At 73.7% G+C, this 23,580-nt stretch carries 22 protein-coding genes and 1 riboswitch; of the genes, 11 read left to right on the top strand and 11 right to left on the bottom strand.

What is annotated here, in order from left to right; translation table 11 throughout:
* Window positions 1-172: 172 nt before the first annotated feature.
* Genes ACZ52R_RS03015 through ACZ52R_RS03025 form a run of 3 tightly spaced genes read left to right on the top strand, consistent with a single transcriptional unit; the run spans window position 173 to window position 4,894 of the window.
* Window positions 173-1,117, top strand: coding sequence for an AAA family ATPase (locus tag ACZ52R_RS03015; protein WP_360505465.1), 945 nt, complete (start codon window positions 173-175; stop codon window positions 1,115-1,117).
* A gap of 1 nt (window position 1,118) precedes the next feature.
* Complete coding sequence (locus ACZ52R_RS03020; protein ID WP_360505357.1) at window positions 1,119-2,441, top strand: DUF58 domain-containing protein; 1,323 nt, start codon at window positions 1,119-1,121, stop codon at window positions 2,439-2,441.
* Window positions 2,438-4,894, top strand: a complete 2,457-nt coding sequence (locus ACZ52R_RS03025; RefSeq protein WP_465752586.1) for a transglutaminase TgpA family protein — start codon at window positions 2,438-2,440, stop codon at window positions 4,892-4,894. Before ACZ52R_RS03020 ends, ACZ52R_RS03025 begins: the two co-directional genes overlap by 4 nt.
* A gap of 98 nt (window positions 4,895-4,992) precedes the next feature.
* Here the strand turns inward: ACZ52R_RS03025 and ACZ52R_RS03030 are convergent, their stop codons facing one another.
* From ACZ52R_RS03030 to ACZ52R_RS03040, 3 genes are all read right to left on the bottom strand, one after another.
* The gene (locus ACZ52R_RS03030; protein WP_360492347.1) at window positions 4,993-5,382 is read right to left on the bottom strand and encodes a DUF3040 domain-containing protein; all 390 of its coding nucleotides are present in this window, start codon (window positions 5,380-5,382) and stop codon (window positions 4,993-4,995) included.
* A 468-nt stretch (window positions 5,383-5,850) separates the two neighbouring features.
* Window positions 5,851-6,603 carry a methyltransferase domain-containing protein gene (locus ACZ52R_RS03035; protein ID WP_465621463.1) on the bottom strand — a complete coding sequence of 251 codons (753 nt, stop codon included), beginning with the start codon at window positions 6,601-6,603 and terminating at the stop codon, window positions 5,851-5,853.
* A 96-nt stretch (window positions 6,604-6,699) separates the two neighbouring features.
* Window positions 6,700-7,275: an SAV_6107 family HEPN domain-containing protein gene (locus ACZ52R_RS03040; protein WP_465621655.1), complete on the bottom strand. Its 576-nt coding sequence runs from the start codon at window positions 7,273-7,275 to the stop codon at window positions 6,700-6,702.
* Window positions 7,276-7,838: 563 nt separating this feature from the next.
* On the opposite strand from ACZ52R_RS03040, the gene ACZ52R_RS03045 reads away from it, so the two are divergent.
* Window positions 7,839-8,459 (top strand): DUF4126 domain-containing protein, encoded by a 621-nt coding sequence (locus ACZ52R_RS03045; RefSeq protein WP_360492355.1) that lies wholly within the window; start codon window positions 7,839-7,841, stop codon window positions 8,457-8,459.
* Between the two features lie 37 nt (window positions 8,460-8,496).
* Window positions 8,497-9,990, top strand: coding sequence for a phytoene desaturase family protein (locus ACZ52R_RS03050; RefSeq protein WP_465621465.1), 1,494 nt, complete (start codon window positions 8,497-8,499; stop codon window positions 9,988-9,990).
* 62 nt (window positions 9,991-10,052) lie between these two features.
* Here ACZ52R_RS03050 and ACZ52R_RS03055 read toward each other — a convergent pair whose 3' ends face one another.
* Both ACZ52R_RS03055 and metF read right to left on the bottom strand, forming a co-directional pair.
* Window positions 10,053-10,940: a hypothetical protein gene (locus ACZ52R_RS03055; RefSeq protein WP_465752588.1), complete on the bottom strand. Its 888-nt coding sequence runs from the start codon at window positions 10,938-10,940 to the stop codon at window positions 10,053-10,055.
* Window positions 10,941-11,158: 218 nt separating this feature from the next.
* The gene (metF, locus tag ACZ52R_RS03060; protein WP_360492364.1) at window positions 11,159-12,073 is read right to left on the bottom strand and encodes a methylenetetrahydrofolate reductase [NAD(P)H]; all 915 of its coding nucleotides are present in this window, start codon (window positions 12,071-12,073) and stop codon (window positions 11,159-11,161) included.
* A 163-nt stretch (window positions 12,074-12,236) separates the two neighbouring features.
* On the opposite strand from metF, the gene ACZ52R_RS03065 reads away from it, so the two are divergent.
* Window positions 12,237-13,358 (top strand): polyprenyl synthetase family protein, encoded by a 1,122-nt coding sequence (locus ACZ52R_RS03065; RefSeq protein WP_465752590.1) that lies wholly within the window; start codon window positions 12,237-12,239, stop codon window positions 13,356-13,358.
* A 149-nt stretch (window positions 13,359-13,507) separates the two neighbouring features.
* On the opposite strand, the gene thiE is transcribed toward ACZ52R_RS03065, so the two are convergent.
* The 3 genes from thiE to ACZ52R_RS03080 are packed head-to-tail and all read right to left on the bottom strand — an operon-like array spanning window position 13,508 to window position 15,777.
* Complete coding sequence (gene thiE, locus ACZ52R_RS03070) at window positions 13,508-14,161, bottom strand: thiamine phosphate synthase (protein ID WP_360492370.1); 654 nt, start codon at window positions 14,159-14,161, stop codon at window positions 13,508-13,510.
* Entirely contained in the window at window positions 14,161-14,526 is a 366-nt protein-coding gene (locus ACZ52R_RS03075; RefSeq protein WP_360492372.1) for an Rv2175c family DNA-binding protein, read from the bottom strand. Before ACZ52R_RS03075 ends, thiE begins: the two co-directional genes overlap by 1 nt.
* 42 nt (window positions 14,527-14,568) lie before the next feature.
* The gene (locus ACZ52R_RS03080; RefSeq protein ID WP_465752592.1) at window positions 14,569-15,777 is read right to left on the bottom strand and encodes an NAD(P)/FAD-dependent oxidoreductase; all 1,209 of its coding nucleotides are present in this window, start codon (window positions 15,775-15,777) and stop codon (window positions 14,569-14,571) included.
* A 141-nt stretch (window positions 15,778-15,918) separates the two neighbouring features.
* Window positions 15,919-16,031, top strand: a riboswitch (TPP riboswitch).
* A gap of 3 nt (window positions 16,032-16,034) precedes the next feature.
* On the opposite strand from ACZ52R_RS03080, the gene thiO reads away from it, so the two are divergent.
* From thiO to pknB, 4 genes are all read left to right on the top strand, one after another.
* Complete coding sequence (gene thiO, locus ACZ52R_RS03085; protein ID WP_465621476.1) at window positions 16,035-17,213, top strand: glycine oxidase ThiO; 1,179 nt, start codon at window positions 16,035-16,037, stop codon at window positions 17,211-17,213.
* Window positions 17,214-17,278: 65 nt separating this feature from the next.
* Complete coding sequence (gene thiS, locus ACZ52R_RS03090; protein WP_360493009.1) at window positions 17,279-17,479, top strand: sulfur carrier protein ThiS; 201 nt, start codon at window positions 17,279-17,281, stop codon at window positions 17,477-17,479.
* Between the two features lies 1 nt (window position 17,480).
* Window positions 17,481-18,278 (top strand): thiazole synthase, encoded by a 798-nt coding sequence (locus tag ACZ52R_RS03095; protein ID WP_360492381.1) that lies wholly within the window; start codon window positions 17,481-17,483, stop codon window positions 18,276-18,278.
* A gap of 95 nt (window positions 18,279-18,373) precedes the next feature.
* Window positions 18,374-20,152 carry a Stk1 family PASTA domain-containing Ser/Thr kinase gene (gene pknB, locus ACZ52R_RS03100; RefSeq protein ID WP_465752769.1) on the top strand — a complete coding sequence of 593 codons (1,779 nt, stop codon included), beginning with the start codon at window positions 18,374-18,376 and terminating at the stop codon, window positions 20,150-20,152.
* A 39-nt stretch (window positions 20,153-20,191) separates the two neighbouring features.
* Here the strand turns inward: pknB and ACZ52R_RS03105 are convergent, their stop codons facing one another.
* On the bottom strand, window positions 20,192-20,821 hold the full coding sequence (locus tag ACZ52R_RS03105; RefSeq protein ID WP_360492384.1) for a sulfite oxidase-like oxidoreductase: 630 nt from the start codon (window positions 20,819-20,821) through the stop codon (window positions 20,192-20,194).
* Between the two features lie 227 nt (window positions 20,822-21,048).
* Between ACZ52R_RS03105 and bfr the strand changes: the two genes are divergently transcribed.
* Window positions 21,049-21,528, top strand: a complete 480-nt coding sequence (bfr, locus tag ACZ52R_RS03110; protein WP_045692153.1) for a bacterioferritin — start codon at window positions 21,049-21,051, stop codon at window positions 21,526-21,528.
* 66 nt (window positions 21,529-21,594) lie between these two features.
* On the opposite strand, the gene ACZ52R_RS03115 is transcribed toward bfr, so the two are convergent.
* Window positions 21,595-21,924, bottom strand: a complete 330-nt coding sequence (locus tag ACZ52R_RS03115) for a (2Fe-2S)-binding protein (protein WP_465621478.1) — start codon at window positions 21,922-21,924, stop codon at window positions 21,595-21,597.
* A gap of 178 nt (window positions 21,925-22,102) precedes the next feature.
* Window positions 22,103-23,452 (bottom strand): class II 3-deoxy-7-phosphoheptulonate synthase, encoded by a 1,350-nt coding sequence (locus tag ACZ52R_RS03120; protein ID WP_465621480.1) that lies wholly within the window; start codon window positions 23,450-23,452, stop codon window positions 22,103-22,105.
* Window positions 23,453-23,580: the final 128 nt, after the last annotated feature.

Below are 23,580 nucleotides of genomic sequence, written 5' to 3' on the forward strand. Positions count from 1 at the left end.
CCGCGTCAAGCATGGGGTGGGGTCCGGCCTCGGGACGGGGCGGGCACAGGGTGCCAGGGAGCGTAAACGGGTGACGAGCTACAACGATCAGGCCGGTCTCGGTGGTCCTGCGGGGGGCGAGCAGAGGGCGAACGGGTACCAGCAGGTCGGGCTCCCCGAGCTCGCCGCGGTCGTGGACCGGATCCGCACCAACATCGAGAGCGTGATCGAGGGCAAGCCGGAGGCCATCCGGATCGCCCTGACCGTGCTGCTCGCCGAGGGCCACCTGCTGCTGGAGGACGTACCCGGCGTCGGCAAGACCATGCTGGCCAAGGCGCTCGCCCGCTCGGTCGACTGCACCGTGCGCCGCATCCAGTTCACGCCCGACCTGCTGCCCTCGGACGTCACCGGCACCAACATCTACGACCAGCAGCGGCACGACTTCGAGTTCCGCCCGGGCGCGATCTTCGCCCAGATCGTGGTCGGCGACGAGATCAACCGCGCCTCGCCCAAGACCCAGTCCGCGCTGCTGGAGTCCATGGAGGAGCGCCAGGTCACCATCGACGGCACCAGCTACGAGCTGCCCTCGCCGTTCATGGTCGTGGCCACCCAGAACCCGGTCGAGATGGAGGGCACCTACCCCCTCCCGGAGGCCCAGCGCGACCGCTTCATGGCCCGGATCTCGATCGGCTACCCCAGCCCCGAGGCCGAGCTCGCGATGCTGGACGTGCACTCCGGCGCCAGCCCGCTGGAGGACCTCCAGCCGGTCGCGCACGCCGCCGACATCCTCAAGCTGGTCGACCTGGTCCGCACCGTGCACATCGCCGACCCGGTCCGCCGCTACGCCGTCGACCTGGTCGGCGCCACCCGCACCAGCCACGAGCTGCGCCTGGGCGCCTCGCCGCGCGCCACCCTGCACCTGGTCCGGGCCGCCCGCGCCGCCGCCGCGCTGGACGGGCGCGACTACGTCACCCCGGACGACGTCCAGCGCCTCGCCGTCCCGGTCCTCGCGCACCGCCTGATGCCGACCGCCGAGACCCAGCTCAGCCGCCGCACCTCCGAGCAGATCGTGACCGACCTGGTCGCCCGGCTGCCGCTGCCTCGCCCGCAGGGCGGCCCGGCCGTCCGGAGGGGCTGAGGTGGTCCAGTCCGACTCGGCGTCAGGGCTGCGGGCCGGCTTCCACGGCCTCACCACCCGGGGCCGGTCCTTCCTCGCCGCCGGCCTCACCGCGGTGGTCTGCGCCTACCTGCTCGACCAGGACGCCCTGCTGCGGGTCGGCGTGCTGCTCGCCGCGCTCCCGCTGGTCGCCGTGGTGGTGGTCGCCAACACCCGGTACCGGGTCGCCAGCGGCCGCCGGCTCAGCCCGCGCCGGGCGATCGCCGGCCAGGAGGCCCGGGTCCACCTGCGGCTCGACAACGTCTCCCGGGTGCCCACCGGCCTGCTGCTCCTGGAGGACAAGGTCCCGTACGTGCTCGGGCCGCGCCCGCGCTTCGTGCTGGACCGGGTCGAGCCGCGCGGCCACCGCGAGGTCTCCTACCGGGTCCGCTCCGACCTGCGCGGGCGCTACCCGCTCGGGCCGCTGCAGCTGCGGCTGTCCGACCCGTTCGGGATGTGCGAGGTGACCCGCGCCTTCACCGCCTCCGACGTCCTCACCGTCGTCCCCCAGGTCCAGGCCCTGCCGTTCGTCCGGCTCAGCGGCGAGTGGCTCGGCCAGGGCGAGAGCCACAGCCGCACCCTCGCGCTGGCCGGCGACGACGACGTGATCCTGCGCGAGTACCGGCCCGGCGACGACCTGCGTCGGGTGCACTGGCGCTCCACCGCCAAGTACGGCGAGCTGATGGTGCGCCGCGAGGAGCAGCCGCAGCGGGCCCGGGCCACCGTCCTGCTGGACACCCGCGAGATCGGCCACCGGGGCAGCGGCCCCGCCTCCTCCTTCGAGTGGGCGGTCAGCTGCGCCGCCTCGGTCGCCACGCACCTGCTGGAGCGCGGCTACCAGACCCAGTTGCTCACCGACACCGGCCTCTCGGTGCCCGGGCCCGGCGCGGGCGGCCACAACAACGCCGCCGACACCTCCGGGCTGATCCTGGACGCCCTCGCGGTCGCCGACCTGTCCGACGGCGGCACGCTCTCCCGCGCCGAGGAGCCGCTGCGCACCGGCGGCGAGGGCCTGCTGGTCGCCGTCCTCGGCGAGCTGGACGACACGCAGACCGCCCGGCTGGGCCGACTGCGCAGCCGTACCGGCGGGGCGATCGCCTTCCTGCTGGACACCGGCACCTGGGCCGGCCTGCGGATGCTCGCCCCGAACACCGGCGGCGACGAGGTCCGGGCCCGGGTCCGGCAGCTGCGCGAGGCCGGCTGGACGGTCATTCCGGTGCGCGCCGGCGACTCCGTACCGGACCTGTGGCGGGCCGCCGAAGGCGCCAAGACGACCGCCCCCAACCGAGAAGAGGCCGGCGCGTGACCACCCGGGCCAAACTGACCGTCTACGCGGCGCTGGCCACCGCCCTCGCCTCGTTCTGCCTGCTCCCGCTGCTGACCTCGCGCAGCTGGCTCACCCACGCCGTCCTGGTGATCACCGTCGTCGCCGGGGTCGGCGCCGGCCTGCGCCGCTCCCCGCTGTACCGCTGGACGGTGCCGGTCGGGCAGCTGCTGGTGCTGCTCCTGCTGGTGGTCATCGGCTTCGCCGGGAGTGCGCTGCCCGGGCCGTCCTCGCTGCGGGTCCTGGAGCAGGTCTTCTCCACCGGTCTGGACGACATCCAGCAGTACGCGATCCCGGCGCCGCCCACCGCCGGCCTGCGGCTGATCCTGGTCTCGGCGGTCGGCCTGATCGCCATCGTGGTGGACACCGTCGCGGTGACCTACCGGCACTCGGCCCTGGCCGGGCTGCCGCTGCTGGCGCTCTACTCGATCGGCAACGGCCTGTCCGGGGACCACGGCAGCTGGCTCTGGTTCGCGGCCGCCGCGGCCGGCTACCTGCTGCTGCTCTTCGCCGAGGGCCAGGACCGGGTCTCCCGCTGGGGCCGGGTCTTCCGCGGCACCGCCCGCGGCACCGTGAGCTCCTCCAAGGTCAGCCCGGGCGGCCGACAGGTCGGCGTCCTGGCGCTGGCCGTGGCGATACTGCTCCCGGTCGTCCTCCCGCACTGGGACGCCGGGCTGCTGCACTCCGGCTCCGGCGGAAGCTCCGGCAAGGGCACCGGCGGGAGCGTGGCGACCAGCCTCGACCCGCTGGTCAGCCTGGAGGCCGCGATCACCAAGCCCACCGACGCCGAGCTGCTCAGCTACACCATGGACAGCGAGCTGGCCGACCAGATCTACCTGCGGACCGGCTCGCTGGACCAGTTCGACGGCACCAGCTGGCGGCTCGGCAGCACCACGGTCAACGACCTCCCGGCGTCGCTGCCCGCCCCCGAGGGCCTGCGCAACGCCAACGTCCCCCGGGTCGAGGCCGACTTCCAGATCAGCGACCGGCTGGAGAACAGCTGGCTGCCGCTGCCCTACCCGGCCGCCGCCGTCCAGGTCCCCAACCGCGGGGACTGGAAGCTCGACCCGCTGACCCGCACCGTCATCCCGAGCAACGACAAGGCGATCCGCGGGCTGCGCTACCACGCCAGTGCCCTGGACCTGCGGCCCACCGCCAACGAGCTGCGCCTGGCGCCCATCGCGCCGCAGGACGTCCGGGACCACTACACCGTCGTCCCGTCCGACCTGCCGGGCGTGGTCGCCGACCAGGCCCGGTCGATCACCGGCGGCGCGCAGAACGACTACGACCGGGCGATGGCCCTGGTGAACTGGTTCACCGGCCCGGACTTCAAGTACGACACCTCGGTCAGCGCGGGCACCGGCAGCAACGCCATCGCGGTCTTCCTGCGCGACCGCCGGGGCTTCTGCGTGCACTTCGCCTCCACCATGGCGGCGATGGCCCGGGTGCTGAAGATCCCGGCCCGGGTCGCCGTCGGGTTCACCCCCGGCGACAACAAGGGCGGCAACGTCTACTCGGTGAGCGGCCGGATGTACCACGCCTGGCCCGAGCTGTACTTCGCGGGCTACGGCTGGCTGCGCTTCGAGCCGACCCCGAGCCGCGGCATCGCGACGCACTACAACGAGACGTCCGGCGCCGCGACCACCGCGCCGACCCAGCACGCGACCACCGCCCCGCAGACCGCGTCGGCCGCCCCGGCGCCGTCCGCCGCCTCGGACTGCACCGCCAAGCAGCGCCAGCTGGGCGACTGCGGGCCGATGGGCAAGACCGCCGCCAAGACCGCCGAAGAATCCTGGCTGCTGTCCGGGCAGGTGCTCGGCGCCCTCGCCGCGGTGGTGGCGGTGATCGCACTGCTGCTCGTCCCGATGCTCTGGCGCACGGCCGTACGCCGTCGCCGGCTCGGCGGCGGCGGGCGGCGCCGCCCCGGCGGGACCGGGTCCGCGGAGCTGACCGAAGCCCAGGTGCTCGCCGCCTGGGACGAGCTGGTCGACTCCGCCTGGGACCTCGGAATTCCCCCGGACGAGTCACGCACCCCGCGCTCGGCCGCACGACGGATCACCGAGAAGGCGGACCTGGACGCGGACTCGGCGGCTGCCGCCGGCCGACTGGCGCTGGCCACCGAGCGGGTGCTGTACGCCCCGCCCGGCCAGACCACCGCGGCACCGCTGGCCGCCGACGTCCACACCGCCCGGCGTGGCCTGCAGGCGAGCGTCGGACGGGCCGGGCGGACCAGGGCGCTGCTGCTGCCGCCGTCCTCGGCGCAGCTGTGGTGGCGGACCTCCGACGCGGTGCGGGCGGCCCGGGCGGCCGTCGGCACCCGGGCGGCCCGGACGGGCGAGGCGGCCACCGCCCCGCTCCGGCGGGTCTTCACCCGGCGGCCCAGGCCGGACGCCGCCCCGTCGGACACCCCCACGTCGGACACTCAGGAGTCCTGAGCTCCGGGCCGGACACGGAAAGACGCCGGGGGCGGGCAGTCGATCGACTGCCCGCCCCCGGCGTCTTAGGTCTCGGTCGCGCCGGACGGCCCGACGGCTCAGAAGCCGCCGGTCTGCTCGTCCCGGCGGCGCTGCCAGCGCTGCTCGACCCGGTCCATCATCCCGGCCTTGCGGCGCGGGGCGGCGGCCTGGCGGGGCCCGGAGCCCTGGGTCGCGGGCCCGCGGCGCCAGCCCGTCACGGCGAACACCGCGCACCCGAGCATGACCAGGAAGCCCACGACGCTGACCCAGATCTGATCCGGTACGACCATGCCGCCCATCAAGAGGCCGATCCCCACCACGAATCCGGCGATGGCCAGGTAGACCCGCCGACGGGTGTAAGTGCGCAGCCCGGTTCCCTCAAGCGCCGACGCGAATTTGGGATCTTCGGCATACAGCGCTCGCTCCATCTGGTCGAGCAGTCGCTGCTCGTGCTCCGAGAGCGGCACGGAGTCCTCCTACTCGTCGGTCGCGGGTGCGACCGGTCCGCCCACCCCGGTCGGGGAGGCAAGTCCAATCAGCCTTGGGGCACACGGTCGGACGCCTGTGCGGGGGACCCGGCCCGTGTCGTCCATATGCCCCACGCATCCGGCTGTCATGCTTTCCGGCTTTACCCAGATCATACGGTCCGTAGGCCCGTTACGGAGTGGTCTGCGCCGCGTGGGACGGGCCACTTCGACCGGGCACGGCCGCACCCGTGCCAACGCGCCACGCCCCGGACAAGTGCCCGACCCGATGGAATCGGTCCGGACCTGGGGAGCTCCGCCGCCGGAGCGCGGAAACCGGCCGGACAGCCGGGCCGGACAACCGGCGGGCGACCGGATCGCGAACCGCCGCCGTGCGGTGCGCGAACCGTACGGCGGCGGTAGGTCTCGCGAAGGCTTCGCGAAGGCCGCGAAGGCCCGGTGACGGACGGCTCAGGCCAGGGTGGCCAGCAGGTGCAGCTGGGTCGCCACGGCGTGGAAGGCGGGCTGCTCGGCGGCGGCCTCCTCCAGCTTCAGCAGCGCCTCCAGCGCGCCCGGCTCGGTGTCCACCAGCACCCCGGGGACCAGGTCGGCGAAGACCCGGACGCCGTGCACCGACTCCACCCGCAGGCCCGCGGCCTCGGCCAGCCGACCCAGCTCCTCGCCGGTGAAGCGGCGCGGCATCGGGTCCTGCTCGCCCCAGCGGCCGTCGGTCGCGGAGAGCACCGTCCGGGCCTCGTTGAAGTGGCCGGCCAGCGCGCGGGCCAGCACGGCGCCGTTGCGGTTGGCGGCCAGCAGGCTGACCAGGCCGCCCTTGCGCAGGGTGCCGGCCAGGCTGCCCAGCGCCTCCGCCGGGTCGTCCACGACCTCGAGCACACCGTGGCAGAGCACCGCGTCCACGGTGCCGGGGGCGACCAGCTCGGGCAGCGTCTGGGTGTCGCCCTGGACGGCGCGCACCAGGTCTGTCACGCCGGCCTCGGCGGCCCGGCGCTCCAGGGCGAACAGCGCGTCCGGGCTCGGGTCGACCACAGTGACCCGGTGGCCGAGCTTGGCCACCGGCACGGCGAAGTTACCGGTGCCGCCCCCGGTGTCGACCACGTCGAGCACCGGCTGGTCCAGCTCGGCCGCCCGCTTCTCCAGGGCTGCCCGCACCACCTCCCACACCACGGCGGTACGCAGGGCACTGCGGGGACGCGTCGGGTACAAGGTGGGACTCCTTGGCACGTGCAGTTCGATCAGGATGCCTCCACCTTAAGCCTGCCGGGTGCTCACGCCCGCCGGGTGCTCATGCCCGCCGGGCGTTCATGCCCGCCGGGCGCGCGGGCCCTCCACCCCCGGCCGCTCGTCGCCGTCCAGCGGCAGCCGCGGCGCGGGCGGGACCACCCGCAGGCCCAGCAGCCGCTCGACCAGACGCAGGAACAGGGCGGTGTTGCGGATCAGGTCGTCGGCGTCGCGGGCCGACGCGGCGCCCCGGATCCCGGCCTCCGCGGCGGCCCGTCGGCGGGCGCCGACGCCGTAGAAGAGCGCCCATTCGGCGAGCTCCGGGGCCACCTCGGGCAGCACCTCCCAGGCACTGCGGATGGCCTTGCGCCGCCGCGGGTTCTTCTCCGGGCGGCCGCGCACGGCCAGGACGGCCGCCACCGTGCGCAGCGCGGCCAGGTGGGCGGTGGCGTAGCGCTCGAGCGGGTCTTCCAGGGCGCGGGCCCGCGCGAGGGTGCGGTGGGCGTCGGCGAGCAGGTCGAGGGCGGCCGGCGGCGCGGCGGTCCGGCGCGGCACGGGGTGGACGTCCCGGCCCGCGGGGCGTGCGCCCGACGGGCCCGGGGTGACGGGGAGGGCGGCGGAGTGGAGGCGGGCGGTGACGGGCTCAGGGTGGCTGATGGTCATGGTCTCCCCCGTTCCGAGGCAGCGCGCGGACCGGGTGGTCCGTGCTCCTCCATCGTGAACGGCACCACTGACAATCCGTCCGCTCCGGCGCCTGGCCCCGGACACGCGGATCGGCGGCGGGCGCGGACCCTCCCCCGGTCCGCGCCGCCGCCGTGTTCCGTCGCTCCGCCGTTCCCCCCATGGGCGGCGGTGACGAACTTCCCCCGTGGCCGGTCTCCCCCCGGCCCGCTCCGCCGCCCCGTGCCGGCGGTGCGGGGACCGTGACCAGCCCCGTCGCGGATCTCCCCCGTCGTCCCCCTGGCCATCACGGCCGGAGGGTTGGACGGATCCGCCACCCGGGTGGAGCGGCGCCCGACGCGCCGTTCCTCCCGGGTGCCACTACTCTCCCGTCTCCGCAGGTCGCAGGCCATCCGCTCACGTACTCAACCGCGGATCTGAGTATCCGTACTCAGTCCCCCCGCGCCGGAACCGACACACGTCCGCACGGCGTCCCGGGTCCCGGTACGGTACGGCGGGGCCGGCCGGAACCGGCCCGGGTTCACGAGGAGGGGGAGGCCATGACGATCCTGCCGCTGATCTTCACCAGCGGACTGGCCAGCGGAATCAACGCCTATGCGGTGGTGCTGCTGCTCGGGCTGCTGGGCCGGTTCGCCGACGCGCAGTCGGTGCCGCATGCGCTGGAGCGCACGGACGTGCTGATCGCGGCCGCCGTGCTGTTCGCGATGGAGGCGGTGGCCGACAAGATCCCGTACGTGGACAGCGTCTGGGACGTCGTGCACACCGTGATCCGGCCGATCGCCGGGGCCACCGTGGGCGTGCTGATCGCGAGCAACGACCCCGGCTCGCTGAGCGAGGTCGCGGCCGGTGTGATGGGCGGGACCACGGCGCTGGTCAGCCACCTGGTGAAGGCCTCGCTGCGGATGGCAGTCAACACATCTCCCGAGCCGGCCAGCAACATCGTGGTCAGCATGGCGGAGGACCTCTCGGTGGCCGGCCTGGTCACCCTGGCGATCTTCCACCCCTGGCTGGCCGCGTCGATCGCCGCCGTGGTCCTGGCCGTCGGCCTGCTGCTGGTCTGGCTGGCGATCAGCAAGATCCGCGCCTTCCGGGCCCGCCGCCGCGAGCGCAAGGCCGCCCGGGCCGTGGGGAGCGCGTACGCCGGGCAGCCGGGGGCCTGACCGGCGGGCCCGAAGCCGGGCCCTAGGATCGGGTGCCATGGCACGGATCGTCATCATCGGCGCAGGAATGAGCGGGCTCGCGGCGGCCTCCCGGCTGGCGACCCTCGGCCACCGGGTGACGGTCTGCGAAGCGAGCGGCACGTACGGGGGCATGGTCGGCCGTTACGAGCGCGACGGCTTCGCCTTCGACACCGGGCCGGGGCTGCTCGCGCTCCCCGCCGTCTACCGCGACCTCGCGCTGAAGACCGGCAAGGAGCCGCTGGAACAGTTGGTAGAGCTGGCCCCGGTCGATCCGGAGAGCCGGCACCTGTTCCCCGACGGCACCGCCGTCGCCCTGCCCAACGCCTCCCGCGGCGGCGTCAGCCAGGCCCTGGACGCGGCCTTCGGGGCTGGCTCGGGCGCCCGCTGGAGTGCGGTGATGAACCACGGCCGGACGGTCTGGGAGGCCACCCGCCGCCCGCTGCTGGAGGAGCCGCTCCCGGCCGACCGGGCGTTCCTGGGCACCGACCCGTACCCCGTCCCGCCGCGCACCGGCCTGGCCCGGCTGCGCCGCGCCGTCCCGTGGACACTGCACGACGTGGCGGCGCGCCAACTGGACGGCCACCCCGGCCTGACCGCCCTGCTGTTCGAGTCCGCGGTCCGGTACGGCTTCGCCCCGGGCCTGGCCCCCGCCGGGGCCACCGTGCTGCCGTACATGGAGCAGTCCTTCGGCGTCTGGTACGTCCGGGGCGGCCTGCGCGCCCTGGCGGAGGCGGTGTACCGGCGCTGCGAGCTGCGCAGGGTCGACTTCCGCTTCGCCACGCCCGTCACCCGGGTCGTGGTGGAGGACGGCCGGGCGCGCGGCGTCGAGACGGCGGATGGCCGGATCGACGCGGATCTGGTGCTCTCGGCGATGGACTCCGACGCGCTGTTCGGCCACGGCCTGGCCGAGTGGCCGGGGAAGCCCGCCGAGGCGTGGACGCCGTCCGGGGCGCCCGGCCGGTTCGGCGTGCTGCTCGCGCTGCGCGGCCCCCGGCCGGAGGGCACCGCGCACCGCACGGTGGTGCACGCGGCCGACCTCGCCGCCGAGGAGCGGGCCCTGACCGGCCTGGCCCCGCTCTGCGAGCGCCCCACCGTGCAGGTACTGCGCCCGGACGACCCCGCGCTGCGCCCCGACGACGCGCACGAGAGCGTGGTGCTGACCGCGACCGTCCCGGCCCAGGGCGTCGTCGACTGGACCGCCCCCGGTGTCGCCGAGCGCTACGCCGACCGGCTGCTCGCCCACGTCGACGCGGCCGGCCTGGGCCTGCGCGAGCGGGTGCTGTGGCGGGTCGTGCGCACCCCGGAGGACACCCGCCGGGAGACCGGCGCCCCGGGCGGCTCGGTCGCCCTGCCCGTCCTCGCCGGAACCGACGGCGACTGGCTGAAGACCGCCAACGAGTCCCCCGTCCCCGGCCTGTACCTCATCGGCGGCACCGCCCACCCCGGCGGCGGGCTCGCCCGCGTCGGCATGTCGGCCTGCATCGCCGCCAACCTGGTGGGACCGGCGTAAGCGCGCCCCGGACAAGGCGAAAGGGGGCCGATATCGGCCCCCTTTCGCCTTGTCCGGTCGCGTCAGCCCTGGTGCCAGGTGTTCTGCTGCTGGTAGCCGTAGTTCTGGTCGTAGACCGGCTGCGGCGGGATGCCCTGGGTCTGCGGGTCGGGCTGGGGCTGCCACTGCTGCTGGTGCTGCTGCTGGGCGTTCGGGTCCCAGGCCTGCTGGTGCTGCTGGTAGCCCGCGTACTGGTCCTGCTGCGGCATCTGCTGCTGGCTCTGCTGCTGCGGATAGGCGCCGTACGGGTCCTGCTGCGGGATCTGCTGCGGGTCCTGCTGCTGCGGGTAGGCGCCGTAGGACTGGTCGTAGGCGAAGGCGGGCTGCTGCTGGGTCTGCCACTGCTGCTGGTCGTAGCCGCCCTGGTAGGCGGTGGCGTACGGGTCCTGGGCCTGCTGCTGCGGCTGCTGCTGCTCGTAGTACGCGGGGGCGTAGATGCCGTCCTGGGCAAGCTCCTGCATCGCGAAGGCGGCGGTCTGCTCGACCTCCGGCAGCTCCTCGGGCGTCGGCTGGACGGCCGGAGGCTCCTCGACGGCGCTGACCTCGCCGATCCGCTCCTTGGCGACCGCGACGGCCGCCACCGCGGCCCCGCCGCCGGTGAGGGCGCCGAGCAGCGGCACCTTGGCGAGCGGGCCCGGCAGGCTGCCGTCGGCCTTCCGCAGGGACCAGCCGTCCCGGTAGCCGCGCTTGACCGAGAGCGTCACGAAGGTCTGGCCGACCGCGAACAGCACCGCGCCGGCCCCGATCACCACGACCGACCCGAGGTTCATCCCGGCGGCCACGCCCAGGAAGCCGACCAGGGCCAGGGCCCGCCAGTGCAGCGGCGCCCGGTTCTGCAGCAGCACCTCGGCGACCAGCCAGAGCGCCACCACCGCCAACGCGGCGTACAGCAGCAGGTATCCGATGCCCATCCGCCCGCTACCTCCAGTCGCGTGCCCGCGCGTCCACGCCGCGCGTGTCCGGCGACTGTACCGGTTCAACGGCCGGGGTACCGCATCGCGTTCCCACCGCACCCGGAACCGGCCGCACACGACCGAGCCCGTCCCCGTCGGAACGGTGACGGACTCGTGAACACCCGACGTCAGCACGGCAGTCGGGCCAGGACCACCCGCAGGCGGCGGGCCGCGGCTCAGCGCTTGTGCAGCCCCAGGTTCTGGTAGATCTCCAGCGTCGCCGTCGAGTGGTTCAGCGTGATGAAGTGCAGACCGGGCGCACCCTCGGCCAGGAGCCGTTCGGCCATCGCCGTGGCGTGCTCCATGCCGACGGCCCGCAGCGCCGCCGGGTCGTCGATGGCCGCCCGCAGGCGGGCCTCCAGGTCGGCGGGGAAGGGCGAGCCGCTGAGCTGCGGGAAACGCTCCAGCTGCTTGGCGTTGGTGACCGGCATGATCTCCGGGATGATCGGCGTCTCGCAGCCGGCGGCGGTCACCCGGTCGCGCAGCCGCAGGTAGTCGTCCACCTCGAAGAACATCTGGGTGATCGCGTAGTCGGCCCCGGAGCGGATCTTCGCCACGAAGTGCCGGATGTCGTCGTCCCAGTTGCTCGAACGCGGGTGCATGTTCGGCGAGGCCGCGACGCCGACGCAGAAGTCGCCGATGCCCTTGATCAGCTCCACCAGCTCGTACGCGTAGGTGACGCCCTCGGGGTGGCTGACCCACTCGCCCAGCGGGTCGCCCGGCGGGTCACCCCGGACGGCGAGGACGTTCCGCACGCCCTGGTCGGCGTACTGGCCGATGATGTTGCGCAGCTCCGCGATCGAGTGGTCGACGGCGGTCAGGTGGGCGACCGGGGTCAGCGTGGTCTCGGTGGCGATCCGGCCGACCATGTTGACCGTGCGCTCGCGCGAGGAGCCGCCCGCGCCGTACGTCATGCAGACGAAGTTCGGGTCGAGCGGTTCGAGTCGACGGATGGCGTCCCAGAGCTTCTGCTCACCGACCTCGGTGCGCGGCGGCATGAACTCGAAGGAGAAGGAGCGCTTGCCGGCCGCCAGGAGTTCGCGGACGGTCAGTGCGCGATCCGTTCTCGTGGAAGCGATACCGAGTGCCATGCTGGCAGGCTATCCGCCCCTCATGGAGGCCGGACAACCCGATTCCACGGATTGAGACAATTAGTGGACGGCATTCCGGTTGACCCCGCAGGGCTGCTCGCACGCCCGTTCCCAGCCGCCCAGCTACGCTTGCTGCACCCCAGAGAACCAGCGGAGCCCCATCGTGACCTCGTCCAGCACCCGGCCGGCCAATCCCATTGACGTGGAGGACGTCCGCACACGCGTCAACGCCGCGCTCGCCGCGTTCATGGACGGCCAGTCCGCGCTGCTCGGCAAGATCTCGCCCCAGCTGGTCCCCGCGTCCGACGCGCTGCGCGACTTCCTGCTCGACGGCGGCAAGCGGCTGCGCCCGGCCTTCTGCTACTGGGGTTGGCGGGCCGCCGGCGGCCCGGCCAGCCCGGGGGGCGACGGGGGCGACGGGATCGCCAACGCGGCCGCCGCCCTGGAACTGCTCCAGGCGAGTGCCCTGGTGCACGACGACCTGATGGACCGCAGCGACACCCGCCGCGGCCTGCCCTCGATCCACCGCCGCTTCGAGGCGCTGCACCGCGACAGCGGCTGGCGCGGGGACCGCGAGCAGTACGGCGCCTCGGCCGCGGTGCTGCTCGGCGACCTGCTGCTGATCTGGTGCGACGAGCTGTTCCTGCGCTCCGGCCTGGAGCCGGCCGCCGTGCTGGCCGCCAAGCCGGTGTTCGACCTGATGCGCACCGAGGTCATGCTCGGCCAGTACCTGGACGTGCTGGAGCCGGTGGCCGGCGACTCGACGGACGAGGGCGCGCTGGACCGGGCGCAGACGGTGCTGCACTACAAGTCCGCGAAGTACACGATCGAACGCCCGCTGCAGGTCGGAGCACTGCTGGCCGGGGCCGGACCCGAGCTGGTCGAGGCCCTCGGGGCGTTCGGGCTGCCACTGGGCGAGGCGTTCCAGCTGCGGGACGACCTGCTCGGCGTCTTCGGGGACCCGGCGGTCACCGGAAAGCCGGCCGGGGACGACCTGCGCGAGGGCAAGCGCACCCTGCTGGTCGCGCACGCGATGCGCGGCCTGCCCACCGCCGACGCCCGGCACCTGGACGAGCGGCTCGGCGCGCCGGACCTGGCACCCGAGGAGGTCGCCGGGCTGCGCGAACTGGTCGCCCGCAGCGGCGCGCCCGAGCTGGTGGAGCACCGGATCGAGGAGCTGATGCGGCAGTCGCTGGCCGCGCTGCAGGCGGCCCCGCTGGTGGACGAACGGGCCCGCGGGGTGCTGCTGGCACTGGCCGAAGCCGCCACCATCCGCAAGTACTGAAGACGTGGCCGAAGCCGCCACCATCCGCAAGTACTGAAGACGTGGCCGAAGCCGCCACCATCCGCAAGTACTGAAGACGTGGCCGAGACCGCCACCGTCCGCAAGTACTGGCGGACGGCGACGGCCTCAAAGGCGGTCCTCGGCGGCGGTCAGAGCGCCGCGCGCACCCGGCGGGACAGCTCGGCGGCGGCCGCCCGCGGGTCCTCCGCGGCGGTGATGGCCCGGACCACGACGATCCGGCGGGCACCGGCGGCCAGCACCTCGTCCAGGTTGCCGAGGTCGATCCCGCCGATGGCGAACCACGGCCGGTCGGTGGCCTGCTTCGCCGCGTACGAGACCAGGCCGATGCCCGGTGCCGGGCGGCCCGGCTTGGTCGGGGTCGGCCAGACCGGGCCGGTGCAGAAGTAGTCCACCCCGGGTTCGGCGACCGCCGCGTCCACCTCGGACTCGGCGTGGCAGGACCGGCCGATCAGGACGTCCTCGCCGAGGATCGCCCGGGCGGCCGGCACCGGCAGGTCGTCCTGGCCGAGGTGCAGCACGTCCGGCCGGGCCGCGTGGGCGACGTCGGCGCGGTCGTTGACGGACAGCAGCTTGCCGTGCCGACGGCAGGCGTCGGCGAAGACCTCCAGGGCCGCCAGCTCCTGCTTGGCCTCCAGGCCCTTGTCACGCAGCTGGACGATGTCCACCCCGCCCGCCAGCGCCGCGTCGAGGAACTCGGCGAGGTCGCCCTGCTCGCGGCGGGCGTCGGTGCACAGGTAGAGGCGCGCGTCCGCCAGGCGGGCGCGCGGCGTGTCCGCCGCCATCAGATCAGCATCGCCTGGGCGCGGCGCTTGACCTCGGTGCCGCGGTTCTCCCGCAGTGCCTGGATCGGGCTGCCGGGCAGCGACGGGTCCTCGGTGAAGAGCCACTCCAGGATCTCCACGTCGTTGTACCCGCAGTCGCGCAGCACGGTCAGGGTGCCGGACAGGTGCTTGACCAGCCCCTGGCCGTCGATGAACGCCGCAGGGACTTGCAGCGACTTGTTCGGGCCCCGCCGGACGGCGATCAGGCCGCCGCTGCGGACCAGGTCGCGCACCTCGGTGACGCGCACCCCCCACTGCTCGGAGATGTCGGGGAGGTACATCCACTCGGCGACCAGGGCTTCAATCTTGCTTTCGATCTCACTCACGCCACCAGACTGCCACCTCCGCGGCCCGCCGCGCACCAGCCGCTACCCGGCGACCGCCGACTTCAGCGGAACCGAGGGGTCCGCCGCGCGGGCCGGGTCCAGCGCCGCACCGCGTTCGATCAGCTTCCGTCCCTGGGTGAGGTCGCGCGGCCGGTCCACGGTCAGCAGCGCGCTCGGCACCCCGTCGCGCAGCCAGAGCACCGCCCAGGAGCCGTCCTGCGGGCTGCCGCGCCACAGCGGCTCGTCGCCCTCGGCGTGCCGGCCCACGTACTGGACCATCCGCCCGAACTGCTCCGACCAGAAGTACGGCACCGGGTCGTACGGCGGCGCGTCCGCACCGAGGACGGCGGCGGCCGCCGCCTCGCCGGACTGCAGCGCGTGGTCCCAGTGCTGGACGGCCAGCCGGCCGCCGGCCCGGGCCGAGGGGTAGCTGACGCAGTCCCCGGCCGCGAAGACACCGGGCAGGCTGGTGCGCAGCCGCGCGTCCACCACGACGGCGCCGGTCCCGTCCAGTTCGACGCCGGAGCCGGTCAGCCACTCGGTCGCGGGCCGGGCGCCGATGCCGACCACCACCTCGTCGGCGGGCAGGTGCGAGCCGTCCGCCAGCAGCACCGCGCCGGGCTCGACGGCGGCCACGCCGACCCCGCAGCGCAGGTCGACGCCGGCCTCGGCGTACCAGGCGGCCATCGCCGAGCCGATCGCGGTCGGCAGCGCGCCGGGCAGCGGCGCCGGGCCCGCCTCGACCACGGTCACCTCGCAGCCCGCCTCGCGGGCGGCGGTGGACACCTCGGCGCCGATCCAGCCCGCGCCGACCAGCACCAGCCGCAGGCCGGGGCGCAGCAGCGCGCGCAGCGCCAGCGCGTCGTCCAGGGTGTGCAGCAGGTGGGCCCGCTCGGCGCCGGGCAGGGCGCGCGGGACGGCGCCGGTGGCGATCACCAGCGAGCCGTACGGGAGGTCGCCGTCGTCGGTGTGCAGCACGCCGGGGGTGAGGCCGGTGGCCCGGCGGCCGGTGCGGACCTCGATGCCGAGGTTCGCGTAGTCGATGTCCAGGGTGGTGCTGTCGCTCTTGCCGAGCAGCACGTCCTTGGAGAGCGGTGGCCGGTCGTACGGCGCGTGCGGCTCCTCGCCGACCAGCGTGATCCGCCCCCGCCAACCGCCCTGCCGCAGCTTCAGGGCGCACTGCGCCCCGGCCAGCCCGGCCCCGACGACGACCACCTGATCCGTCCCGCTCAGCTCTGCCACGCCCGTCACTGTACTCAGCGCGACGCCACCGCTTCCGGGCCGTCCACCCTTCGTTCAGGCGCGGCCTCGCGCCGAGCGGCCCCCTTCCGCCTCCCCCTGTCCACCCTTCGTCCGGCCCTTCGGCCGGGCCGGGCCCCGGCGTTATGGTGGGGACACCATCACGGGAGCCCGGCGAACCGGGCTGAGAGGCGGGCTGGCACGGCCTGCGACCGTCCGAACCTGATCCGGGTCATACCGGCGAAGGGAGAAGAGCAGCTTTGACACGCATGCCATCAGGCGCCCCACCCGACGTCCTGGTGATCGGCGGGGGCATCATCGGCCTCGCCGTCGCCTGGCGGGCGGCGCAGCGAGGGCTGCGGACCGTCGTGGTCGACCCCACCCCCGGCGGCGGGGCGGGCAAGGTCGCGGCCGGGATGCTCGCCCCGGTCACCGAGCTCCAGTACGGCGAGGAGCCGCTGCTGCGCCTCGGCATGGCCTCCAACGAGCGGTACGCGGACTTCGTCGCCGAACTCACGGAGGCGAGCGGCGGCCAGGACACCGGCTACCGCCAGTGCGGCACGATCGCCGTCGCGCTGGACTCCGACGACCGCGAGGAACTGCGCGAACTGCACGCCTTCCACCGGCGGCTGGGCCTGGACTCGACCTGGCTGACCGGCCGGGAGGCCCGCAGGCTGGAGCCGATGCTCGCCCCCGGGGTGCGCGGCGGCCTGCACGTCGCGGACGACCACCAGGTGGACGGCCGGCGGATGCTCACCGCGCTGCTGTCGGCCGGGGAGCGCGCGGGCGTCGTCGTCCGGGCCGCCGAGGCGGTTGAGCTGCTGGTCGAGGGCGGCCGCGCGGTCGGCGCCCGCCTGAGCACGCACGAGACCGTGACCGCCGACCAGGTCGTGCTCGCCGCCGGCCCGCACAGCCACCGGCTGGCCGGTCTGCCCGAGGGCGTGCTGCCCGCGATCCGCCCGGTGAAGGGGCAGGTGCTGCGCCTACGGGTCCCCGACGCCTACCGGCCGTTCCTCTCCCGCAACGTCCGCGCCGTGGTGCGCGGCCGGCACATCTACCTGGTGCCGCGGGAGAACGGCGAGCTGGTGATCGGCGCGACCACCGAGGAGCAGGGCTACGACACCACGGTCACCGCCGGCGGGGTGTACGAACTCCTGCGCGACGCGCACGAGTTGGTCCCGGGTCTCACCGAACTCCCGCTCGCGGAGACCTCGGCCGGTCTGCGCCCGGGCTCGCCCGACAACGCGCCGCTGCTCGGCCCGACGTCACTGCCCGGGCTGGTCGCCGCCACCGGCCACTACCGCAACGGCGTGCTGCTCACCCCGGTGACCGCCGACCTGCTCTCCGAGTACCTGGCCACCGGCGAACTCCCCGAACTGGCGCAGCCGTTCACCCCCACCCGGTTCTCCCCCGCCCCCGCTCGCCCCACCACGAAGGCCCTGGCATGACCGAGATCGCACCGAACGAAACCGGCCCGAACGAGACCGCACCGAACGAAACCGGTCCGGACGAGATCGCACTGACCGTCAACGGCAAGCCCCGCGAGGTGCCGGCCGCGACGACCCTCGCCGAGGTGGTGGCCACCGTCAGCCGGGCCAACTCCGGCGTCGCCGCCGCCCTCAACGAGGCCGTGGTGCCCCGCAGTTCGTGGTCCGAGACGCCGCTGACCGCGGGCGACCGGGTCGAGATCCTCACCGCCGTGCAGGGAGGCTGAGATGGCCGACGACCTGCTGACCATCGCCGGGACGAGCTTCTCCTCCCGGCTGATCATGGGCACCGGCGGCGCGCCGAGCCTGGAGGTGCTGGAGCGCGCGCTGCTCGCCTCCGGCACCGAGCTGACCACCGTCGCGATGCGCCGGGTCGACGCGGGCACCCAGGGCTCCGTCCTGGACGTGCTGACCCGCAACGGCATCCGCGTGCTGCCCAACACGGCCGGCTGCTTCACCGCCGGCGAGGCCGTGCTGACCGCCCGGCTGGCCCGCGAGGCGCTCGGCACCGACTGGGTGAAGCTGGAGGTGATCGCCGACGAGCGAACCCTCCTGCCGGACCCGATCGAGCTGCTGGACGCCGCCGAGACCCTGGTCGACGACGGCTTCACGGTGCTGCCGTACACCAACGACGACCCGGTGCTGGCCCGCAAGCTGGAGGACGTCGGCTGCGCCGCGATCATGCCGCTGGGCTCGCCGATCGGCTCCGGTCTCGGCATCCGCAACCCGCACAACTTCCAGTTGATCGTGGAGAGTGCGGGCGTCCCGGTGATCCTGGATGCGGGCGCCGGCACCGCCTCCGACGTCGCGCTGGCGATGGAGCTGGGCTGCGCCGCGGTGATGCTGGCCTCCGCGGTGACCCGGGCTCAGGACCCGGTGCTGATGGCCGAGGCGATGCGGCACGGCGCCGAGGCGGGCCGGCTCGCCCACCGGGCGGGGCGCATCCCGCGCCGCTTCCACGCCGAGGCCTCCTCCGCGATGGCCGGCCGGGCCGACCTGGACACCCGGGAGCGGCCTGCCTTCTGAAGCACCGGCGTGTCACAAGCCGGGCACAGCCGGGCCCCGGGGCGGCGTCCTCCGGGTCCGGCCGCCCGGCCCGGCACTAGACTCGCCGGGTGGACATGGCACTGCACGACCCGCTGATCGGCGCCCTGCTCGACAACCGGTACCGGGTCGAGCAGCGCATCGCGACCGGCGGGATGTCCACCGTCTACAAGGGCACCGACACCCGGCTCGACCGGGTGGTCGCCCTCAAGGTGATGCACCCCGCGCTGGCCGGGGACGAGGCCTTCACCACCCGCTTCATCCGCGAGGCCAAGGCGGTCGCCAAGCTCACCCACCCCAATGTGGTCAACGTCTTCGACCAGGGCGCGGACGGCGGAAACGTTTTCCTCGCCATGGAGTACGTGCCCGGCCGCACCCTGCGCGACCTGCTGCGCGACTGCGGCGCGCTCTCCGTTCGGGCCGCGCTGGACGTCCTGGAGCCGGTGCTCGCCGCCCTCGGCGCCGCCCACCGGGCCGGGCTCGTCCACCGCGACGTCAAGCCGGAGAACGTGCTGATCACCGAGAGCGGCCTGGTCAAGGTCGCCGACTTCGGCCTGGTCCGGGTGCTCGGCGCCGCCGACGGCGCGCCCACCTCGACCAGCACCGCCACCGGCGGCACGGTCCTGGGCACCGTCTCCTACCTGGCCCCCGAGCAGATCCTCCCGGACGCCCCCACCGACCAGCGGGTCGACGTCTACGCGGCCGGCATCCTGCTCTACGAGATGCTCACCGGCCGCCGCCCGCACACCGGCGACAACCCCGTCCAGGTCATGTACAAGCACCTGCACGAGAACGTCCCCGCCCCCTCCCTGGTCGCCCCGGCGGTCGGCCCGGAGCTGGACGCCATAGTGGCCGGCGCCTGCGCCCGGGTCGCCGACGCCCGCCCGTACGACGCGGTCGAGCTGCTCGCCGCGCTCCAGCGGGTCCGCCGCACCCTCACCCCGGCCGAGCTGGACGCCGAGCCGCCGGCCTCCACCCGGCCGAGCCCGCGCTACCCGACCAGCGAGCCGACCTCGGTGATCCAGCCGCTGCCGCGGCCCGCCGACGCCCCGCCGCCGGAGCGCACCAGCGTGCTGGACGTGCCGCCGGAGCTGATGGACCAGCTGCTCACCGAGCCGCGCCCGTACGACGAGCCGGCCCCGGCGCGCGAGCGCCGGCCCGGCCTGCTGCGCCGGATCCCCCGCAAGGCGCTGATCTGGGCCTCCGTGCTGACCGCGCTGGTGCTGGCGGTCGGCGGTGCCACCTACGGACTGTCCGAGGGGCTGTACGGCTCGGTGCCCGGGGTGCTCGGCAAGGACCGGGCCGAGGCGCAGCGAATCCTGGACAAGGAGGGTCTGCACGGCAAGTTCGTCGAGGCGTTCAGCGAGTCCGTCCCGTCCGGACAGGTGATCTCCACCGACCCCGGGGTGGGCGCGCGCACCCGCCGGAGCGACAGCATCACCGTCACCGTCTCCAAGGGGCCCAAGCGGGTCGCGGTGCCGGACCTCGTCGGCAAGAGCGCCGCCGACGCCGCCGCGGCCCTGGCCGGCGCCCAGCTGTCCAAGGGCAGCGTGACCGAGACGTACGACGACAACGTCCCGGAGGGCTCGGTGATCAGCAGCTCGCCGGCGGCCGGGCAGCAGCTGCAGGAGAACGCCGCGGTCTCGTTGGTGGTCAGCAAGGGCATGGTGCCGGTCCCGAACGTCACCGGGATGACCAAGGACGAGGCACAGAAGGCGCTGCAGGCAGCGGGCTTCACGATGCAGACCACCGGCTGGGACGTGTTCGGCGCGGTCAAGGTGAACGGCCAGTCCCCGGCGGCCGGGGAGCGGCGGCCGCAGCACAGTGCGGTGACGGTCCGCTTCTCGCTCTTCTAGGCACCCCTGCCCCGGCCGTTGCGGCCGTTGCGGCCGGGCTCAGCGCAGCGGGCCCTCGCCCGGCTCCTCCTGGTAGGAGTAGCGCTGCTCGCCCCAGGGGTCGGCGAGGTTGTGGTAGCCGCGTTCCTCCCAGAAGCCTCGCCGGTCGGCCCGCATGTACTCCACCGCGCGGACCCACTTGGGGCCCTTCCAGGCGTAGAGCTGCGGCACCACGAGCCGGACCGGGAAGCCGTGCTCGGCGGTCAGCGCCTCGCCGTTGCGGTGGGTGGCGAGCAGGGTGCGCGGGTCGGCGAAGTCGGCGAGCCGCAGGTTGGCGCTGTAGCCGTACTCGGCCCAGACCATCACATGGGTGACGCCGGGCGCCGGGGGCACCAGGTCGAGCACGGCGGCGGCCGACACGCCCGTCCACTCGTTGCCGAGCACGGAGAACTTGGTCACGCAGTGCAGGTCCGCGACGACGGTGGTACGCGGCAGGGCGTTGAAGCCCTCGAAGTCCCAGCTGTGCTTCTCCGCCGAGGCGGTGGCGCCGAACACCTGGAGGTCCCAGGTCAGCGGCTTGAAGCGGGGTACCGGCCCGTAGTGCAGGGCGGGCCAGCCGCGCTGTTCGCGCTGGCCCGGGGGGAGCCTCGGGTCAGACGGCGGCAGCGGTTCGTGTTTGGACTGACCCATGGATCCATGGTGACAGACGGCGGACGTACGCCGACGCGCGCCCCTTGGCGCGGATTCACGCCCCGCCCGGACGGGCCAACCGTCGATCGCCCACCGGCCGACTCCGGCCAAATCGGATATTCCGACACATGTCCTAGTGAGTGTGAACTTACTGGAATTACTTCCCATTACGGTGCCAGGATGCCCAGCGCAGGACTTACTCCAGGACGAGCGCAGGAGGCACCGCCATGCAGGGCGATCCCGAGGTCATCGAGTTCCTCAACGAACAGCTCACCGCCGAGCTGACCGCGATCAACCAGTACTTCCTGCACGCCAAGATGCAGGAGAACTTCGGCTGGACGAAGCTCGCCAAGTACACCCGGCACGAGTCCTTCGACGAGATGAAGCACGCCGAGACGCTCACCGACCGGATCCTGTTCCTGGAGGGGCTGCCCAACTACCAGCGGCTGTTCCACGTCCGGATCGGCCAGACGGTCAAGGAGATGTTCGAGGCCGACCGGCAGATCGAGGTCGAGGCGATCGACCGGCTCAAGCGCGGGATCGTGGTGATGCGGGCCAAGAACGACGTCACCTCGGCGAACATCTTCGAGGACATCCTGGCCGACGAGGAGCACCACATCGACTACCTCGACACCCAGCTGGAGCTCCTGGAGAAGCTCGGCGAGGCGCTCTACATCGCCCAGCTCATCGAGCAGCCGGAGTCCTGAGGCCTCAGGTGCCGGGCCTCAGGCGCCGGGCCTCAGACGCCAGGCTTGGACCCCGGGGATCCGGCCTCAGGCGACGCGCAGCGTGACCACCGGGGCGATCGGACCCGCGGCAAGCCTCGCCGGAGCAACGGCGGCGGCCGGCACAGCGGCAGCCGGCATGGCGTCGGGCGCGGGCTGCGGCTCCGATTCGGCGAGGCCGAGCTTCGCGGCCAGCCGAGCGGTCGGGCAGGGCCGGGCGCCGTGCTCGCCGAGCAGCGCCTGGATCCGGCGCACGCAGGACCCGCAGTCGGTGCCGGCCTTGCAGCCCTTCGCTATCTGGCGGGGGGTGTTGGCACCCCCGTCGATTGCCTTCTTCACCTGGTCCTCGGTGACCGCATGGCACATGCACACGAACATCGCGGTCTCTCCCGGGGTGAAGTACGGAGTGGATCTTGACTAAGGCTTGCCTTAGTTCACTAAGCCTCACCTTACCCGGCGATCCGGGTACGAAAAAGCCCCTCCGGGCTCGGGAATCCCGAATCCGGAGGGGCTTACGTCACATCCGGCACCGCCGGGGGCCGGCAGTGCCCGGGGCTCACTGCCCCCGGTACATCTCCGCCACCAGGAACGCCAGGTCCAGCGACTGGCTGCGGTTGAGCCGCGGGTCGCAGGCCGTCTCGTAGCGCTGGTGCAGGTCGTCCACCATGACCTCGTCGCCGCCGCCGACGCACTCGGTGACGTCGTCGCCGGTCAGCTCCACGTGGATGCCGCCCGGGTGGGTGCCGAGCGCGCGGTGCACCTCGAAGAAGCCCTTGACCTCGTCCAGGACGTCGTCGAAGCGGCGGGTCTTGTGGCCGCTGGAGGCCTCGAAGGTGTTGCCGTGCATCGGGTCGCAGATCCACACCGGCTTGGCGCCGGAGGCGGTGACCTTCTCCACCAGGGCGGGCAGGTGCTCGCGGATCTTGCCCGCGCCCATCCGGGTGATGAAGGTCAGGCGGCCGGGCTCGCGCTCCGGGTCCAGCTTCTCGATCAGGGCGAGCGCCTCGTCCACGGAGGTGGTCGGGCCGAGCTTGACGCCGATCGGGTTGCGGATCTTCGAGGCGAACTCGATGTGCGCCTGGTCCAGCTGCCGGGTGCGCTCACCGATCCACACCATGTGGCCGGAGACGTCGTACAGCTCGCCGGTGCGCGAGTCCACGCGGGTCAGCGCGGTCTCGTAGTCGAGGATCAGCGCCTCGTGCGAGGAGAAGAACTCGACCGTCTTGAACTCCTCCGGCGCGACACCGCAGGCGTTCATGAACGCCAGGGCGTTGTCGATCTCCCGGGCGAGCTGCTCGTAGCGCTGGCCGGCCGGCGAGTTGCGGACGAAGTCCTGGTTCCAGGCGTGCACCTGGCGCAGGTCGGCGTAGCCACCGGTGGTGAACGCGCGCACCAGGTTGAGCGTCGCGGCGGACGCGTTGTACATCCGCTTCAGGCGCTCCGGGTCCGGGTTGCGGGACTCGGGGGTGAACTCGAAGCCGTTCACCGAGTCGCCCCGGTAGACCGGCAGGGTCACACCGTTGCGGGTCTCGGTCGACTTGGAACGCGGCTTGGAGTACTGGCCCGCGATCCGGCCGACCTTCACCACCGGCACCGAGGCCGCGTACGTCAGCACGGCGGCCATCTGCAGCAGGGTCTTCAGCTTGTTGCGGATGTGCTCCGCCGAGACACCGTCGAAGGCCTCGGCGCAGTCACCACCCTGGAGGAGGAAGGCCTCCCCGCGCGCCACGGCTCCGAGCCGGGCGCGCAGCTGGTCGCACTCGCCGGCGAAGACGAGCGGCGGATACGAGGCGAGCTCGGCAAGGGTCTTGCGCAGAGCCTCTTGGTCCGGCCATTCAGGCTGCTGCGCCGCGGGCAGGGACTGCCAGGAGTGGGCAGCCCTCGATGTCTCAGTCGTAGCGGTCACACCGCCAAGGCTACGGGGTGACCCGAGCGATTCGTGACCATTGCCCGAGGGGTGAGACACATCTCGGACAAAGGAGTGACCTCGCTCACCCGTCCTGCCGGATCCGCTACGCTCGAGCCATGCACGCG

It is taken from the genome of Kitasatospora sp. NPDC034023, assembly GCF_055575795.1.

Coding starts and splice junctions, on each gene's coding strand:
- ACZ52R_RS03045 (WP_360492355.1), top strand. CDS start 7,839: ATGACGATCCTGCCGCTGATCTTCACCAGCGGACTGGCCAGCGGAATC.
- ACZ52R_RS03050 (WP_465621465.1), top strand. CDS start 8,497: ATGGCACGGATCGTCATCATCGGCGCAGGAATGAGCGGGCTCGCGGCG.
- ACZ52R_RS03055 (WP_465752588.1), bottom strand. CDS start 10,940: ATGGGCATCGGATACCTGCTGCTGTACGCCGCGTTGGCGGTGGTGGCG.
- metF (WP_360492364.1), bottom strand. CDS start 12,073: ATGGCACTCGGTATCGCTTCCACGAGAACGGATCGCGCACTGACCGTC.
- thiE (WP_360492370.1), bottom strand. CDS start 14,161: ATGGCGGCGGACACGCCGCGCGCCCGCCTGGCGGACGCGCGCCTCTAC.
- thiO (WP_465621476.1), top strand. CDS start 16,035: ATGCCATCAGGCGCCCCACCCGACGTCCTGGTGATCGGCGGGGGCATC.
- ACZ52R_RS03095 (WP_360492381.1), top strand. CDS start 17,481: ATGGCCGACGACCTGCTGACCATCGCCGGGACGAGCTTCTCCTCCCGG.
- pknB (WP_465752769.1), top strand. CDS start 18,374: ATGGCACTGCACGACCCGCTGATCGGCGCCCTGCTCGACAACCGGTAC.
- ACZ52R_RS03105 (WP_360492384.1), bottom strand. CDS start 20,821: ATGGGTCAGTCCAAACACGAACCGCTGCCGCCGTCTGACCCGAGGCTC.
- bfr (WP_045692153.1), top strand. CDS start 21,049: ATGCAGGGCGATCCCGAGGTCATCGAGTTCCTCAACGAACAGCTCACC.
- ACZ52R_RS03115 (WP_465621478.1), bottom strand. CDS start 21,924: ATGTTCGTGTGCATGTGCCATGCGGTCACCGAGGACCAGGTGAAGAAG.